This window comes from Synechococcus sp. CS-197, assembly GCF_025128215.1.
Classification (GTDB): domain Bacteria; phylum Cyanobacteriota; class Cyanobacteriia; order PCC-6307; family Cyanobiaceae; genus Synechococcus_C.
Window position 1 is genome coordinate 89,759 of record NZ_JAHLZC010000006.1, and the last position, 13,812, is coordinate 103,570.

Annotated in this window: 18 protein-coding genes and 1 tRNA gene; 6 read left to right on the forward strand and 13 right to left on the reverse strand. The window is 61.5% G+C overall.

Going from position 1 to position 13,812, the window contains the following annotated elements; all coding sequences use genetic code 11:
* Positions 1–69 precede the first annotated feature (69 nt).
* Positions 70–1,173, forward strand: a complete 1,104-nt coding sequence (gene hemF, locus KQ296_RS01310) for an oxygen-dependent coproporphyrinogen oxidase (RefSeq protein ID WP_041428755.1) — start codon at positions 70–72, stop codon at positions 1,171–1,173.
* On the opposite strand, the gene KQ296_RS01315 is transcribed toward hemF, so the two are convergent.
* Genes KQ296_RS01315 through KQ296_RS01325 form a run of 3 tightly spaced genes read right to left on the reverse strand, consistent with a single transcriptional unit; the run spans position 1,100 to position 2,925 of the window.
* Complete coding sequence (locus KQ296_RS01315) at positions 1,100–1,921, reverse strand: hypothetical protein (protein ID WP_011932376.1); 822 nt, start codon at positions 1,919–1,921, stop codon at positions 1,100–1,102. The two genes, hemF and KQ296_RS01315, sit on opposite strands and share 74 nt — an antisense overlap.
* Before the next feature lie 17 nt (positions 1,922–1,938).
* Positions 1,939–2,493, reverse strand: coding sequence for a cofactor assembly of complex C subunit B (locus KQ296_RS01320; RefSeq protein WP_011932377.1), 555 nt, complete (start codon positions 2,491–2,493; stop codon positions 1,939–1,941).
* 30 nt (positions 2,494–2,523) lie between these two features.
* Entirely contained in the window at positions 2,524–2,925 is a 402-nt protein-coding gene (locus KQ296_RS01325; protein WP_011932378.1) for a helix-turn-helix transcriptional regulator, read from the reverse strand.
* Between the two features lie 103 nt (positions 2,926–3,028).
* Between KQ296_RS01325 and KQ296_RS01330 the strand changes: the two genes are divergently transcribed.
* Positions 3,029–3,673, forward strand: a complete 645-nt coding sequence (locus tag KQ296_RS01330; protein WP_011932379.1) for a ribonuclease D — start codon at positions 3,029–3,031, stop codon at positions 3,671–3,673.
* Between the two features lie 14 nt (positions 3,674–3,687).
* On the opposite strand, the gene KQ296_RS01335 is transcribed toward KQ296_RS01330, so the two are convergent.
* Together KQ296_RS01335 and KQ296_RS01340 are read right to left on the reverse strand one after the other, a co-directional pair.
* Positions 3,688–3,942 carry a hypothetical protein gene (locus tag KQ296_RS01335; protein ID WP_011932380.1) on the reverse strand — a complete coding sequence of 85 codons (255 nt, stop codon included), beginning with the start codon at positions 3,940–3,942 and terminating at the stop codon, positions 3,688–3,690.
* Between the two features lie 44 nt (positions 3,943–3,986).
* Positions 3,987–5,207, reverse strand: coding sequence for a lipid-A-disaccharide synthase-related protein (locus tag KQ296_RS01340; protein ID WP_011932381.1), 1,221 nt, complete (start codon positions 5,205–5,207; stop codon positions 3,987–3,989).
* Between the two features lie 57 nt (positions 5,208–5,264).
* Here KQ296_RS01340 and KQ296_RS01345 point away from each other — a divergent pair.
* Positions 5,265–5,335, forward strand: a tRNA-Cys gene (locus KQ296_RS01345).
* 26 nt (positions 5,336–5,361) lie between these two features.
* On the opposite strand, the gene KQ296_RS01350 is transcribed toward KQ296_RS01345, so the two are convergent.
* Together KQ296_RS01350 and KQ296_RS01355 are read right to left on the reverse strand one after the other, a co-directional pair.
* Entirely contained in the window at positions 5,362–5,865 is a 504-nt protein-coding gene (locus KQ296_RS01350) for a hypothetical protein (protein ID WP_011932382.1), read from the reverse strand.
* 27 nt (positions 5,866–5,892) lie between these two features.
* Positions 5,893–6,087 carry a hypothetical protein gene (locus KQ296_RS01355; RefSeq protein ID WP_041428355.1) on the reverse strand — a complete coding sequence of 65 codons (195 nt, stop codon included), beginning with the start codon at positions 6,085–6,087 and terminating at the stop codon, positions 5,893–5,895.
* 23 nt (positions 6,088–6,110) lie between these two features.
* Between KQ296_RS01355 and KQ296_RS01360 the strand changes: the two genes are divergently transcribed.
* Positions 6,111–7,070 carry an aldo/keto reductase gene (locus KQ296_RS01360; protein ID WP_011932384.1) on the forward strand — a complete coding sequence of 320 codons (960 nt, stop codon included), beginning with the start codon at positions 6,111–6,113 and terminating at the stop codon, positions 7,068–7,070.
* Here the strand turns inward: KQ296_RS01360 and KQ296_RS01365 are convergent.
* Together KQ296_RS01365 and purM are read right to left on the reverse strand one after the other, a co-directional pair.
* Positions 7,058–7,675, reverse strand: a complete 618-nt coding sequence (locus KQ296_RS01365) for a hypothetical protein (RefSeq protein ID WP_011932385.1) — start codon at positions 7,673–7,675, stop codon at positions 7,058–7,060. The genes KQ296_RS01360 and KQ296_RS01365 overlap by 13 nt on opposite strands.
* Positions 7,676–7,804: 129 nt before the next feature.
* Positions 7,805–8,842: a phosphoribosylformylglycinamidine cyclo-ligase gene (gene purM / locus KQ296_RS01370; RefSeq protein WP_011932386.1), complete on the reverse strand. Its 1,038-nt coding sequence runs from the start codon at positions 8,840–8,842 to the stop codon at positions 7,805–7,807.
* Between the two features lie 343 nt (positions 8,843–9,185).
* On the opposite strand from purM, the gene KQ296_RS01375 reads away from it, so the two are divergent.
* Positions 9,186–9,737 (forward strand): septal ring lytic transglycosylase RlpA family protein, encoded by a 552-nt coding sequence (locus KQ296_RS01375; protein WP_011932387.1) that lies wholly within the window; start codon positions 9,186–9,188, stop codon positions 9,735–9,737.
* A 62-nt stretch (positions 9,738–9,799) separates the two neighbouring features.
* Positions 9,800–11,290, forward strand: a complete 1,491-nt coding sequence (locus tag KQ296_RS01380) for a bifunctional pantoate--beta-alanine ligase/(d)CMP kinase (protein ID WP_399239974.1) — start codon at positions 9,800–9,802, stop codon at positions 11,288–11,290.
* On the opposite strand, the gene KQ296_RS01385 is transcribed toward KQ296_RS01380, so the two are convergent.
* From KQ296_RS01385 to KQ296_RS01400, 4 genes are read right to left on the reverse strand one after another with little or no spacing between them, the layout of a single operon-like run.
* Positions 11,274–11,753 (reverse strand): low molecular weight protein-tyrosine-phosphatase, encoded by a 480-nt coding sequence (locus tag KQ296_RS01385; RefSeq protein WP_011932389.1) that lies wholly within the window; start codon positions 11,751–11,753, stop codon positions 11,274–11,276. The genes KQ296_RS01380 and KQ296_RS01385 overlap by 17 nt on opposite strands.
* Complete coding sequence (locus tag KQ296_RS01390; protein WP_011932390.1) at positions 11,750–12,382, reverse strand: HEAT repeat domain-containing protein; 633 nt, start codon at positions 12,380–12,382, stop codon at positions 11,750–11,752. The genes KQ296_RS01385 and KQ296_RS01390 overlap by 4 nt, the downstream gene beginning before the upstream one ends.
* The gene (locus KQ296_RS01395) at positions 12,382–13,152 is read right to left on the reverse strand and encodes a HEAT repeat domain-containing protein (RefSeq protein ID WP_011932391.1); all 771 of its coding nucleotides are present in this window, start codon (positions 13,150–13,152) and stop codon (positions 12,382–12,384) included. Before KQ296_RS01395 ends, KQ296_RS01390 begins: the two co-directional genes overlap by 1 nt.
* Positions 13,152–13,745 (reverse strand): chromophore lyase CpcT/CpeT, encoded by a 594-nt coding sequence (locus KQ296_RS01400; RefSeq protein ID WP_011932392.1) that lies wholly within the window; start codon positions 13,743–13,745, stop codon positions 13,152–13,154. The genes KQ296_RS01395 and KQ296_RS01400 overlap by 1 nt, the downstream gene beginning before the upstream one ends.
* Between the last annotated feature and the right edge of the window lie 67 nt (positions 13,746–13,812).

Genomic DNA, 13,812 nt, shown 5'->3' on the forward strand with positions numbered 1-13,812 from the left:
TCCTTCACACACGCTTGTCGGGAGTGGCACTGGGCTGAAATGGTCAGGATCTCTCCACCGATGCCAACCATGATCCGATCCCTGCTCAAGCGTTGGAAGGGGGGGATGCCGGAGGACGGTTCAGCGTCCACGGCGTCCGTGGTCCCCGGGGAACGCCCTCCTGCTGACTCCCGGGAGCGGGCGCGGTCGCTTGTGATGGCGCTTCAGGATGAGATTTGTGCCGGCCTGGAGCAGATCGATGGTTCTGGCCGCTTCCAAGAGGAGAGCTGGGTTCGGCCCGAGGGCGGCGGCGGTCGGTCCCGCGTGATGCGCGAAGGCCGGATCTTTGAGCAGGGGGGTGTGAATTTCTCCGAGGTTCAGGGTCAAGAGCTTCCCCCCTCCATTCTCAAACAGCGCCCTGAGGCCAAGGGGCACCCCTGGTTTGCCACGGGAACCTCCATGGTTCTGCACCCCCGGAATCCGTTTGTGCCAACGGTTCACCTCAACTACCGCTACTTCGAGGCCGGTCCGGTGTGGTGGTTTGGAGGCGGCGCTGATCTCACTCCCTTCTATCCCTTCCTGGAGGATGCCCGTCACTTCCATCGCACCCATCAGCAGGCATGCGATTCGGTGGATGAGCGTCTCTATCAGGTGTTCAAACCCTGGTGTGATGAGTACTTCTTCCTCAAGCACCGCCAGGAAACCCGGGGAGTGGGAGGGATTTTTTACGACTACCAAGACGGTTCCGGTCGTCTTTACCGGGGGCAGGATCCTGAGGGGCCTGCGGCGCAGAAGGCTTCCCAGATCGGTGCGGTGCCTCTGAGCTGGGAACAGCTGTTTTCGCTGGCCGGGGCAAATGGCCGAGCTTTCCTTCCTGCCTACGCGCCCATCATTGAGAGGCGGAACGGCATGGCCTACGGAGATCGTGAACGCCAGTTCCAGCTCTACCGCCGTGGTCGCTATGTGGAGTTCAACCTTGTCTGGGACCGGGGCACGATTTTCGGGTTGCAGACGAACGGGCGCACGGAGTCGATTCTGATGTCGCTTCCGCCTCTGGCTCGCTGGGAGTATGGATACCAGGCAGCTCCAGGTTCCAGGGAAGCGTTGCTCACCGATCTCTTTACCCGTCCGCAGGACTGGTTCGGTGATCCTTCCCTCGAGGATCGCTGCCGTCCTCACAATGCTGTGAACTGAGAGCACGGGGTTGGGCGTTGAGACCCTGCTCCAGGGCCTCAACGACGCGCAGGGCTAGTGCTTCGATCACAGCCTCCTGGCTGGCTGGATCGCGCAGACGGGCCTCGAGGTTTCCCTCAAGCTTGCCGATCTCCAAGATGCTGATCCCCCGTTTTGGAGCACCGAGGCCTCCCCGGAATTGCAGGGGGTAGCGACCGAAGTTCAGGGCCAGGCTTTCATCGATGCGGCTTGGTTCTTTGTTCAGGTTGGGGATCAGCCCGGAGCCATACCCGTCCGGGCCGTAGGCATCGAAGTGGATTTCAAGGGCATAACCACCGGCCTTGTGGTGGCGACGACCAACGGACCAGTTGGTGCGCGGATCGTTTTCGTCGCGGATCGTCAGTGCATTCGGTTCGTAACCGCTGATCCGGAGGCAGCGTGCCTGCCCTTGGCGCACCACGGCATCGCGGATCTTCCGGTTCCAGAAGAGCTCATCGCGCATGCGTGGATCCATGGGTGCAGCACCGCGGCGGTCAACGGCGGCTCCTGAGGTGCCGGCCCCCTCGATGCCCTGGGAGTCGGCGTGACCGGCCAGAACCAGGATCGCCACATCCTCGCGTTCGCGGCGACGCCCGACCCAGGTCGCCTCAAGCGGGACCTGAGGCCCGGTGAGAAGGTCGTCGCCAGACAGGCGCGGTGCTCGCGCTGCTGTCGCCAGGCTGAGTAGGAACAGCAGTCCTGTGATGCTCAGACCAGCTGGCAGCAGCAATGGCCGGAGCGTCACGATCAGATCGGCGACGAGAGCAAGGCGCCATCACTGGCCAGCTGCAGTGGGCCGCCCAGGGCGAGCTCAAGGGCGATCAGTTCATCGCGATGGGCTTGCAGCCGCAGGGTGCTGCCTTCGCTTGCTTCGGTCTCAACAAGACGAATCTGAAGGCCCTCTTCCCGACGGGCTCTCCGGGTGTAGACCCAGCCGGCCAAGGGGCCGAGGCCGGCGATCAACAAGGGCCACCATCCCAGCCCAGCGTTCACCTGGCGGATGACGAGCCCCAAACTGCCAGCTCCCACGGTGCCGAGAACAGACAACAAAATTGCAAGGGCCGAACTGCTCTCGACACGGCCTCGGTATTCGAGCAGGCAGCGGTCGGCATCACCTCCATGGCGATTCCAGCCCCGTTGCTTGAGCCATTGATCAAGACCCTCGAGCACTTCCAAGGGTGGACGGGGGGAATGCACCTCCACAATCGTGGTTCGGTCCTTGCTGGCAGCACGAAGGAAGAAGATCAGGCCAATCCCCAGCAGCAGGGTGAGGAGCAGGGTGGAGATCTGAGGCGAGGGCATCGGTAGCCGCCGAGGGCATCGATGACCGTTCTAAGTGGTGATCGGCGCATGCTCGTGGAGCCAGCGCGTCCAGGGTTTCATCAGACGTTCAGCCTGATCGCGGGCGTCCTGATGCAGATGGAGCATGCGACGGGGACGGCCCCTGCTGGGACAGCGTTTTGTGTAGCAATCGAGCATCTCCTGGCGTTCCAGGAAGTCGACGGCCTGATGCAGAACCGTTTCGGAGAGACGCAGTTGAGGATGGTCGTGCTGGAGGCGCTGAAGCAGGCCTGATGGATAGCTGTCGTTTTGCAGAAGACAGGCCAGAACCCAGCACACCGCGAGTTCAAGGTCGAGGAACTGCGGAGGTGGCTGCTGGAAGTAGTCCTCGATGTCGGCAAGGCAGGCGCGCGTGGGTTTGCGGTGGGAAAGCATGAGCCGCAGCTGTCTCATTTTTGTCTAACTCAGTCTTGGTTTGATTTTCAAGCGGCGGGAGGAAGTTCGTCCCGCTAGCGGTCAAAGTGGTGGATGTTCCGCCTGTTTTGAGTGGTTTGCCATGGCTGAGATCCCCAGCGAGCCCCATGCCTTCGTTGTTCTCGATGGCGATCTCAATGCGGAGTGGTCGGAGCGCTTTGCCGCGTCGACAGCGCTGGCTGTGGATACCGAGGCCATGGGCCTGATCCATGGTCGCGACCGGCTTTGTCTCGTTCAGATCTGTGATGACAAAGACCAGGTGGCTTGCATACGGATTGCTCTAGGGCAGTCGGAAGCCCCCCGTCTCAAAGCGTTGATGGAAGCCGCGACGATCGAGAAGGTGTTTCATTTCGCCCGGTTCGATGTCGCGGCCCTGGCCACCGGGCTGGGAATCAGGGTGAATCCAATCTTTTGCACGAAGGTCGGCAGCCGTCTGGCTCGCACCTACACCCCGCGCCACGGTCTGAAGGATTTGGTGATGGAGCTGGTGGGGGTCGAGCTCGATAAGCAGGCGCAAAGCAGCGATTGGGGACGGGTGGATGAACTCACGGATGTTCAATTGGCCTATGCAGCCAACGATGCCCGTTATCTGCTCCCCGCCCGGCGGCAGTTAGAGGTCATGTTGCGCCGCGAAGGACGCTGGGAGCTGGCTCAAAGCTGCTTCCAGTGCATTCCTGTGATGTCGGATCTCGATCGCTTCCGTTTTGTGAACACCTTCGAGCACTGATCTTGGGATGGGGATCAGTCTTCGAGCATGAAGTGCTGATCGATGGGTTGCGCCTCCAGCAACTGGTCCAGTGCTTCTCCAGAGCTGGCTTCGTTCTGGGCCTGCGCCAGCAGATTGGAGGCCACCTGGAGACGGGCTTGAAGGTCTCTTGCACCTGACCGCGCCGCCTCGTGTTCCACCCTTCGACGTGCTGCGGACTGGCTGATGCTCAGGCAGCTTGCCAGTTCCGCGCACAGCCTCAGATAGTTGTGATCCTGAATCGCGGCCATGGCGGAGAGGGAGGGGCAGAACTGCCTCAGTGGTGCAATCAGTATCAACCTCCGGGGGCGAGCGCGCGGATCACGGCGTGAGCGATCGCTTCACTTCCGCCTGAAGAGCCCATGCGCTGCCGCCCCCGTTGCCCGAGCTCCTGGCGTTTCGTGTGGTTCTCAAGCAGGGATCTCAGCTGTTGAGACAAGTCGCTGTCGCTGGCGCAAGCCTGAACAGCACCACCCAGCAGGCGGCTCTGCCTGGAGGCGAAGCCTCGGGTGAACTGCGGCCCAGGACCAGGAAGAGACAGAGCCGGTTTCCCGAGGCCAACGAGCTGCTCTGTGGCTGTGCCTGCAGTGGCGACGCCCACCTCAGCCCAGGAGGCCCAGCGTTCGAACCGACCGCTGCCCAGCAGCAGCAGTAAGGGGCCCCGGACCCAGCACTGGTCTGCTCCCAAGCTGCTGCTGGGGGGAGGGCAGCGCCGAAATCCCAAGTGCTGCAGGGTGTCGGCCAGGTCTGACTCTGTGGGCGCAGATCCAAGGGCTGCCATCACAGCAAGGGGCACCGGGCTCGGAAGGTGGATGAGGCAGGTCAGCAAGCGCCGAAAGTTGCGAAGGGCCTCTGGCATTCGGCTGCCGCAAAGCAGGAGTATCCGCCGGCATCGCTCAAGGGCGATTGGAGGAGCGCTCTCCATGAGCCCGTCCATCATCGGATTGCCTGGTGCCACGGCGTTGACCCGATGACGGCGTAGGCCCCGGGCTGTGAGCCGATCGCGCATGACCACCAGCCGGCATTGGCGCGCTCGCATCAAGCTCCATTCCCATGGATCCCACTCGCTCCCCTTGAGAGCGTGGTAACGGTCGCTGAAGCTCGAGCCTGGTCCGCTGGTCCAGGTGTAATCGCTTTTGGGAGTGCCCACGAATGCGAAGGGCCGGCGGCATGTCCACGCCATCAGCAGCGGGAGTAGATCGCCAACGGCAAGGATTCCCGTTGCTGAACGTCGCTCCTGCCTCAGGCAGGCCCACTGCTTCATGGTGATGATGGGTAGCCCTCCAAGCAGATCAGCAAGGAGACCGCGCAGGCTCTGGTTGCTGAATCCTCCGCTTGGCAGGCGCGCCGAGGGGCCGATGCGCTCCAGCCATCCCTGATCAAGCGAACGCTGAAAGCAGCGACCCTCACCAACGAGAGGCATGACTTTCAAACGCCACTGCGGTGCAAGGCGGTGAAGGGCCTCAAGAATGCGCAGCGCGATCAGATCCTCGCCGTGCCCGTTGCTGATCACCATCAACGTCTGGGATGCCTCGCTGATACGATCCCTTGATGGGGAGGAAAGGCCCCGGACGGCGGCATGGCCAAGTGGTAAGGCAGAGGATTGCAAATCCTTTATCCCCAGTTCGAATCTGGGTGCCGCCTTTGAATGCATCGCGTTGGATAACGGCTCACAGCTTGGCCTGGGCATCGAGCTGCTCTCCTGAGACCACATCGGCTCTGCAGCGAATCTGTTGTGCTTCAAGCTTGCAGCTCCCTTGTTTTGCAGGCCACGCCTTGGGAACTCCTTCGGCGATGCCGTCGGCGTCGTAGGCCGCTTCAGCCACACTGCTCACACTGCCGCTCCAGCTGGCTGCAGACAGCCTGCAACGTCCCAGGTGACAGCTGAGAGGAGAGCCTTGTCCGGTGGTTGTGGCGACAAATGTGAGGCTTCGGCTTGCTCCTCTCACCGCCCCTCGGCCGATGAAACGGATCCCAAGAACCGTGGCTGAGCGCCCATCCATCTGAACAACGCGGCAATCGCCAGACTCACCTTCAGACAAGGTGTAACGGCAGCCTTGGCCAGTGGTTTCGAAGCGGCCAACGAAGGGTTCGGCATGCCCAGGTTGCAGATATGCAAGGCATGCCATCAGTCCCAGGCTGATCCAGCGGCTCCGTTGTCGTGGGGGTGCCATTCCCCGCATCGGGACAGATCTCACAGGTCAGTAGTCGCTGTCGGCCACGCACATTCCCAGGCAGCGGATCCCATTGCTGGCTGTGCGACGGCAGTGATTGCAGAGTACGGGGTCTTGATCACCACCGTCTTTCGCTGCAGACGGTGCTTGCTCTGCGTGCAACTGCGACTTTTTCTCTGCAGGCTGGGACGTCATCGCAAGGGGCAGATCTGTGGCGATCATGGCGTGCAGTGATCCATGGCTGTGTGGTGGGAATCGGTTTCGGAACCTGGGCCTGGGGCAATCAGCTTCTGTGGGGATACAACCCTGACCTTGATGACTCGGTTCTGGAATCCACGTTTCAGCAAGCGGTTGCAGGGGGGTTGTGTCTGGTGGACACCGCTGATTCCTATGGAACCGGATTCCTCAATGGCCGGAGCGAAGAACTCTTGGGTCGTTTTCTCAGTGCGATGCAGCCGGAGCACCGCGCCCAGCTCACCGTGGCCACCAAGCTGGCCCCTTTTCCTTGGCGATTAGGGCGGCGCGGGCTGGTCAACGCATTCCTGGCGAGTCAGCGACGACTGCATGGCTGCATGGATCGGGTCCAGTTGCACTGGAGCACGGCCCGTTACGCCCCTTGGCAAGAGCGTCCTCTTCTCGACGGGCTTGCCGATCTCGTTGAGCAAGGCGCTGTCCGGGAGATCGGTTTGTCCAATGTCGGTCCGCGTCGCTTAACCCTCCTTCATCGCCATCTCAAAGACCGTGGAATCCCGCTGGCCAGCGTCCAGGTTCAGTTTTCTCTGCTGGCCCCTGGGCCGCGGCAACATGGAGGAATCCTTGACATCAGCAGGGATCTCGGGGTTGACGTGCTCGCTTACAGCCCTCTTGCTCTCGGCGTTCTGGCCAGGGGGCCAGGTTGGACTCCCCAGGGGCTGACGCCCTTGCGCACAGGCTTGTTCCGCCGTCTGTTGCCGGCCTCTGAGTCACTGCGACAGACCATGGTGTCAATCGCCGAAGCCCGAGGGGTGAGCCAGGTGCAAGTGGCTTTGAATTGGTGCCGATCCCATGGCACATGTCCGATCCCCGGATTGAGACGGCCTAGCCAGGTCATGGATGCCCAGCAGGCGCTGACGTGGTCGCTGTCAGCCGATGAGAGAACGCAATTGGACCAGAGCAGCGCCGAAGTGATGGTGCGAATGCCCGACAATCCTCTTCAGAGCGCTTGATCGGTGGGTTCAGGATCCGGACTCACTACCACCGGTAGGGATGCGCTGGAGGAAGGCAAGGTGACCACCTTGAGGTCAGGCTTGGGAGGGGCAACCTGGGATTGCTCCGATTGTTCGCAAGCGGAGAGGGCTTCTTGCAGAAGTGAATCAAAAGTGGCTCCCGGTAGGCGGTGCCTGGCGATCTCCAGGAATGTGCGGGGGAGGGACTCTGCGGCGGCGCTGCGGATGGCTGGATTGTCTTTTCGCTGCTGTTGTTCCTCTTCGATGGCCCTGAGGAAGCGATGGGTGACGTCTCGCTTCGTGCAGGCCTTGATCAGGGTGTCCCTGTCTCCCTGGAGGGTCTCGAGCTCAGCGATCCGGCGCTCCAGGCTGATCAGCATTTCGGAAGCCTCCTTGCTGATATTCGCCAGTTGACCGTCCGAAAGAAAGGGCATGTCTGCGACGAACACCTTGCCGTGGTCTTTCAACGCCAGGAAGGTTGGTCGCGGCCCGCCTTGGCGATGGATGGCTTGTCTGTCGTGACTGGTGGGAATGGGGCGACGCGGTGGGGTAGGTCCTGCGGAAGAACGTCGCCGAGTTGTGCGCTGAGGCCTTTCAAAGGGCATGTTTATTAAGACGTATTTGACGTCGCATCGATCGGTTCAAGCCCGATCTGTCTGTGATGACAATAACGAGTGGAGACCGAATTGGTGCTTCACATCACATCCCGATGTGACGTGATCTGGGTGTGTTCTTCAGGCCGGTAGGCCAGCCACCGGCCCATCCTGCGGCTCGCTGGCCGGGATGACCTCGCCGATGACCCAGCTCTCAAAGCCGCTGTTGCTGCAAAGGGTTCGTGCGCCTTCGACATCCGCCTCCGGAAGGATGAGGCAGTATCCGATCCCCAGGTTGAAGGTGTGCCAGAGATCGCGTTCCTGAAGCTCGCCTTGGGTTTGCAGCCAGCTGAACAGCTCTGGGCGCGGCCAACTGTGTGGATCAACGCTGGCCATGAGGCCCTTCGGTAAGCAGCGGGGGAGGTTCTCCGGAATCCCGCCACCTGTGATGTGGGCCATGGCGTGAATCCGAGTGTTCGCCCCTAGGAGAGTCCTGACCAGGGCCCCATAGAGATGAGTGGGTTTCAGCAGGGCTTCAATCACAGGGGTTTGCTCCGGCCCGACGCGAGTATCGGCCCCTGCAGCGCAGCATTCCAGGATTTTGCGCACCAGGCTGAAACCGTTGCTGTGCACGCCGCTGCTGGCAATGCCCAAGATGGAATCACCGGCTTGCACGCGGCGGCCATCGATCAAGTTGTCCTCCTCCACAACGGCGACGCAAAAGCCTGCGAGGTCGTAACGGCCTGGCGGGTAGAAGCCAGGCATCTCCGCCGTTTCTCCCCCCAGTAGGGCACACCCGCTCTGACGGCAGCCGTCGGCAATGCCCTCAACCACTTCGGCCATGGCGTCCGGGCTCAGAGCCCCTGTGGCCATGTAGTCGAGAAAGAACAAGGGTTCGGCGCCGCTGGTGATCACGTCGTTGACACACATGGCAACGAGATCGATGCCCACGTTGTGGTGGCTTTTGTGGTCTTGGGCGAGCTCCAGCTTGGTGCCCACTCCGTCCGTTCCGGATACGAGGAGTGGCTTGCGCAAGCCCTCCGGCAATCGCATCAGGCCACCAAAGCCTCCAAGTCCGCCCACGACCTCAGGGCGATGGGTGGCTTCCACGCTGGTTCGGATCCGGTCCACAAAGGCTCTGCCAGCTTCCACGTCGACACCGGCGGATCGGTAGTCCATCAGTAGATAGTGAACTGATTCGATCCTCCCCCCTCGAGGGGCGCACCGAGGCCGCTGGTGGCTGTGTCGGTGATGGCATCGGCCTGCTGTTGATCAGCTGTGCTTGTGAAATGCATAGCCCTGGCTGATGGTTGCGGTCTGCTGATTGGGCTTCTGAAGCCTGTGACGGCGCGGGATAAGCAGTGCTGCGGCGAAGGATCCCTGCGTGGATTTCCGGAACACGCTGGAGATCATTTGTGGGTGGGTATTTATACGGTTACAGCACGTAAATCGGGTTGTTGGTGTCGCGCGGTCATGGGTTTCAAGAAAACCTCTGCGTCTTGCACACCAGCATTTATTTGAAATGCAGCGCTCTTGGTCACTGACAGCTCTCATCGCGGGCATCGCCGTGTCGGGGGTTGCGCTGTATCCGGTGATCGCCAGTGATTTCGAAGAGTTTGACTTCGTTGACCCACTCGACCTAGTGCTACCTGCAGAGGAAGCCACAGCTGTGGAACCCTCCGCCCCAGCCAGCCTCGAGCTTGAAACCTCTGTTGCTGAGCCTGTCGTGCCTGTGCCGGTCGCTCCTCCTGAGCCGCCCAAGCCGGTGGGGCCGGTTGTTGTCTCCACCCACTCCGGTGAAGCCAGCTGGTATGGGCCTGGCTTCTATGGCAATCGCACAGCCAATGGTGAGGTCTTCCGCCGGGGCACCATGACGGCTGCCCACCGCACCCTTCCTTTTGGAACCAAAGTGCGGGTGACCAATCTTTGGAACGGGCGCCGCGCTGTGGTGCGCATCAACGATCGCGGTCCATTCATCGGGCATCGGGTGATCGACTTGGGTCATGGTGCGGCCCAGGAACTCGGGCTGACGTCAAGCGGTGTGGCCCAGGTGAAGCTTGAGGTGCTGCGCTGAGTTTTCGCATTCTGAGAACGGCGTCAGACTTTCATGCCTGGCGTCAGGCCTGCCGCGGCCCACTGGCGTTTGTTCCCACCATGGGCGGGCTTCACCAAGGCCATGCCCGTTTGATCGCAACGGCGGTGACGTCGTGCGGTGGGAAGGGGTCCGTTCTGGTGAGCACCTTTGTGAATCCATTGCAGTTCGGAGTGGATGAAGACTTCGACTGCTACCCCCGTACTTTCGAGGATGACTGCGCGCTCGCCGAACAAGCGGGGGCTTCAGCTTTGTGGTGCCCGGATGAGAGGCAGGTCTACCCCTATGGAACCAGTGAGGGGTGGCGCCTGCAGGCGCCTGCACGCCTGACAGCCCATCTCTGTGGTCCCTGGCGCTCCGGCCACTTTGATGGTGTGGTCACCGTCGTGATGCGGTTGCTGGGATTGGTGCGTCCCCATCAACTTTGGTTGGGCGAAAAAGACTGGCAGCAACTCACGATCCTGCGGCATCTCGTCAACGACTTCGGCTTGAGGGTGAGGGTGCGGGGATGCCCCACCGTCAGGGAGGGCGATGGGTTGGCGGCGAGTTCCCGCAACCGTTATCTGGGTGATGCGCAGCGAACCGTGGCTTCTGCATTCAGCTCGGCGCTCTGCGCAACTGCTCGTGATGTGTGCGCAGGGAGTGTGGATGAGGCCTCGGCACAGGTCGCTCTGCGTCAGCAACTCAGGGAAGCGGGCCTTGAGGTGGAGTATGTAGAGACCGTGGACCCCGTCACGCTTCAACCCGCCCGGCCCGGTCGTTCGATTCGATTGCTGGCTGCGGCGGTCCGCTGTGGCGAAACCCGCTTGATTGATCACGTTTTCATCATGACCCGTTCGCCCATCGTCGCCATCGACGGCCCTGCCGGCGCTGGCAAAAGCACGGTGACCCGTGCATTCGCAGAACGGATGGGACTTCTCTATCTCGACACCGGAGCCATGTATCGAGCTGTGACCTGGTGGGTGCAGAGCAACGGCGCCGATCCCAGCAGTGCCCCAGCGGTGGAGGCTTTGCTCGAGGGCTTGGAGGTGGATCTGTCACCGTTGAAGGATGGCGTGCAAACCGTTCGGGTGAATGGTCGCGACATCACCGATGCGATTCGCGATCCCGAGGTCACAGGTTCAGTGTCGCTGGTGGCTGCGCATCCCTGCGTCCGTGCCTTACTCACGAAGCAGCAGCAGCGGCTCGGGGAGCGTGGTGGCCTTGTGGCTGAAGGACGCGACATCGGCACCGCCGTCTTCCCCGATGCTGATGTGAAGGTGTTTCTGACCGCGACCCCTGAAGAACGGGCTCGGCGACGGGCCAAGGATCTCGAGGCGCGAGGTCATGCCGTGCCCGACCTCGCTGCGCTGGAAGCGCAGATCGTGGAGCGCGACCGTTTGGACAGCACCCGTGAAGTGGCTCCCCTGGTTCAGGCGGATGATGCCACCGAATTGATCACCGATGGGATGTCGATCGAAGCCGTGATTGATGCGCTCGAGGATTTGTTTCGCTTCCGGGTTGCTAAGGAGATCTGGCCTACGCCGCAGGGCTGAGCTCCTCGAGCAAAGCCTCACAGGCATCCTCGAGAAGATCGAGCACGTGCTCAAAGCCTGCGTCGCCTCCGTAATACGGATCTGGAACCTCGGCTTCTCTGTAGCGGCGGGCGTAGCTGAGCATCGGTTGAATGCGTGCCGTGGCCCTCGCGCCGGCTTCCCGGGCCAGACCGTTCACGGCATGGAGGTTGTCCTGATCCATCGTCAGCACTAGATCGAACGTTTCAAGATCGTTCAGATCGATCTGCCGTGCGCGGCTGGGCAGCTGTATGCCACGGCGATTGGCCGCGGCCTGCATGCGTCGGTCGGCAGGATTTCCCACATGCCAGCTGCCTGTTCCGGCGGAATCCACCACGAACTGATCCTCGAGCCCACGCGTCTTGATGAGGTGGAGAAACACTCCTTCTGCAGCGGGGGATCGGCAGATGTTGCCGAGACAGACGAACAACAGCTTCTGAGTCATTCGAGGTTCAGGCGTTGCAGGGCCAGCACGGCCCGATGGCGCACCACCCTGGCATCTTCAGCATCGGAAGCCAGGTTTTGCAACATGGCGACGGCCTGATCGGCGATGGAGGGATCAACAGTTGTCGTGCGTAAACGCTGTTCAAGCCCGAACGCTGCGGCGTAACGCACGACCCATTCGTCGTCATGTCCTGCTTTCAAAAGCCCTTGCATGCAGCGTTGCAATTGCTGGTCTTTGAGACTGGGATCAATCTCTAAATCCGCCAGGCCGCGGGTCGCTGAGCGCCGCACGCTCGGTGCGATATCAGCGTTGAGGGCATGTTCGAGAAGATCGAGTCCCCGTGGATCGCGAAGGGCGGAAAGGACTTTCACCACCCAGGCCCGTGCACCGTAATTTCGGGCATCCAGGCTCACCAGCAAAGTCGGCACGATGTCCCGACCCAGCTGGATCAGTCCTTGGGTTGCCACCCCAGCCACGGCTGGATTGTTGAAGCCCAGCACCTTCACAAGTGTCCCGGCTGCCTCGGGATCACCCAGGGCACACAATGCGCGCGTTGCCTCCACCAAGTCGGGGGTGCTGGTCGCGCGATCCAAGGCACGGATCGCATCCTTCAGGGCAGAGGAGGTCATCAGAGCAGAGCATCCATCACATCGAGAACCTGCTGGTTTCCGCTGTTCTCTGCGATCCCTCTTAGGGCAACCAATTTGAGGCTGGGCTCCACGGCGGCAGCCTGAATCATCGGCACGGCCGCCGTCCATCCGGCAGCACCAAGATCCAGGAGAGCTCCGCGCCGCACTAGGGCCTCGGGATGCAGCAACAGCTGCGTCAGTTGCTCTCCCCAGCAGGAATCACCTGTGAGTTGCAGCAACGCCCGGCAGGCTGCTGAACAAATCAATGGACGGTGATGCCGCGTGAAGGGTTTGATCGTCGCCAGGGTTGCTGCGTCATTGATGCCGATGTCCCCGAGAGCTTCTAACAGTGCTTCGCAGGGTTCTTGCAGCAAGGGAGTCGAGGGCTGCTCGCGTCCGGCCCCGTCAAGTCCACTGGCTAACAGGGAACGGATCGCCTCAGCCGCCGCGTGGCTGCCCATGGTGCCAAGGCTGCGCGCTGCCTCCTCCCGCACGCTGTAGTCGTTGGAGTGCAAGCGATCCAGCAAGGCACCATCCGTGCGTTCGTCCTTCAGCAGGCCCATGGCACGGATGGCGTTCAGGGCAACACCTCTGCGATCGGGGTCGACGGGGGAGTCGTCGAGAGCTCCCAGGGTTGCCAGCAGTAGCGGAATGGCATCGGGATGCTGGCTGCGCATTTTCCCAAGCCACCAGGCGGCGTAGTACTGCGCCGATGGGTCCTCCGTTTGACGGAGATTTTCGATCACCTGCGATTCAGTGAGTGGTTCCATCACATCCAGGCTGATGCAAGGTCCGCTGACCAGCTTTGGGTTCTCTGGAACCGAAAGGGTCCTGCGACGGAGCCCCAGCAGCGCTCATTTGTGATTGGGTCATGGCCGCGATCGAGGGTCTGAAGCGACTCTCCCTGCAGGTGGAAGCTGCTCACCAGCACCGTGTCTTTTCCATTGCGTCTCACGATGCATTGGCACCCAGGCTCCATGGCGCCGTGGTATCCGTCCTCCTGCTCCAGCACCTGGTAGTGGCATTGCTCCAGGTTGATGAGATCCGTGGCCTGGATGGAATGGCGCAGCTCGGGATTGAATGTTGCACCCGCAAAGCGTGATGGTTCCCGGAAGGTGTGGTTCCACAATTTGATGGCACCGGAAGGCTGTTCCTCGGCGCGAATCATTCTCAGGCGGTAGGGAGTGTTGGGATCCACCGCATAGGTCTGCTCTAGGAGGATGGATCCGGGGGTGAGTTGGGGAAGAGGCCGATACCTCAAAAAAATATGGGCGTAGAGGGGCGGGTTGTCGAAGGCTTGCTGTTGGTTGCTGTACTCGCCGCAGAGCAGGCTGAGAAAGCGCCGAATAGTTGGATTGATCACAGCGCTCTGATCGGGCCTGGAAGAGAACAATAAAAAAGCCCCCTTGGCGGGGGCTGATGAAGCAACG

Coding starts and splice junctions, on each gene's coding strand:
- KQ296_RS01350 (WP_011932382.1), bottom strand. CDS start 5,865: ATGGCACCCCCACGACAACGGAGCCGCTGGATCAGCCTGGGACTGATG.
- KQ296_RS01355 (WP_041428355.1), bottom strand. CDS start 6,087: ATGATCGCCACAGATCTGCCCCTTGCGATGACGTCCCAGCCTGCAGAG.
- KQ296_RS01335 (WP_011932380.1), bottom strand. CDS start 3,942: ATGGCCGCGATTCAGGATCACAACTATCTGAGGCTGTGCGCGGAACTG.
- KQ296_RS01320 (WP_011932377.1), bottom strand. CDS start 2,493: ATGCCCTCGCCTCAGATCTCCACCCTGCTCCTCACCCTGCTGCTGGGG.
- KQ296_RS01330 (WP_011932379.1), top strand. CDS start 3,029: ATGGCTGAGATCCCCAGCGAGCCCCATGCCTTCGTTGTTCTCGATGGC.
- KQ296_RS01395 (WP_011932391.1), bottom strand. CDS start 13,152: ATGGAACCACTCACTGAATCGCAGGTGATCGAAAATCTCCGTCAAACG.
- KQ296_RS01375 (WP_011932387.1), top strand. CDS start 9,186: ATGCAGCGCTCTTGGTCACTGACAGCTCTCATCGCGGGCATCGCCGTG.
- hemF (WP_041428755.1), top strand. CDS start 70: ATGATCCGATCCCTGCTCAAGCGTTGGAAGGGGGGGATGCCGGAGGAC.
- KQ296_RS01325 (WP_011932378.1), bottom strand. CDS start 2,925: ATGAGACAGCTGCGGCTCATGCTTTCCCACCGCAAACCCACGCGCGCC.
- KQ296_RS01340 (WP_011932381.1), bottom strand. CDS start 5,207: ATGGTGATCAGCAACGGGCACGGCGAGGATCTGATCGCGCTGCGCATT.
- KQ296_RS01365 (WP_011932385.1), bottom strand. CDS start 7,675: ATGCCCTTTGAAAGGCCTCAGCGCACAACTCGGCGACGTTCTTCCGCA.
- purM (WP_011932386.1), bottom strand. CDS start 8,842: ATGGACTACCGATCCGCCGGTGTCGACGTGGAAGCTGGCAGAGCCTTT.
- KQ296_RS01385 (WP_011932389.1), bottom strand. CDS start 11,753: ATGACTCAGAAGCTGTTGTTCGTCTGTCTCGGCAACATCTGCCGATCC.
- KQ296_RS01390 (WP_011932390.1), bottom strand. CDS start 12,382: ATGACCTCCTCTGCCCTGAAGGATGCGATCCGTGCCTTGGATCGCGCG.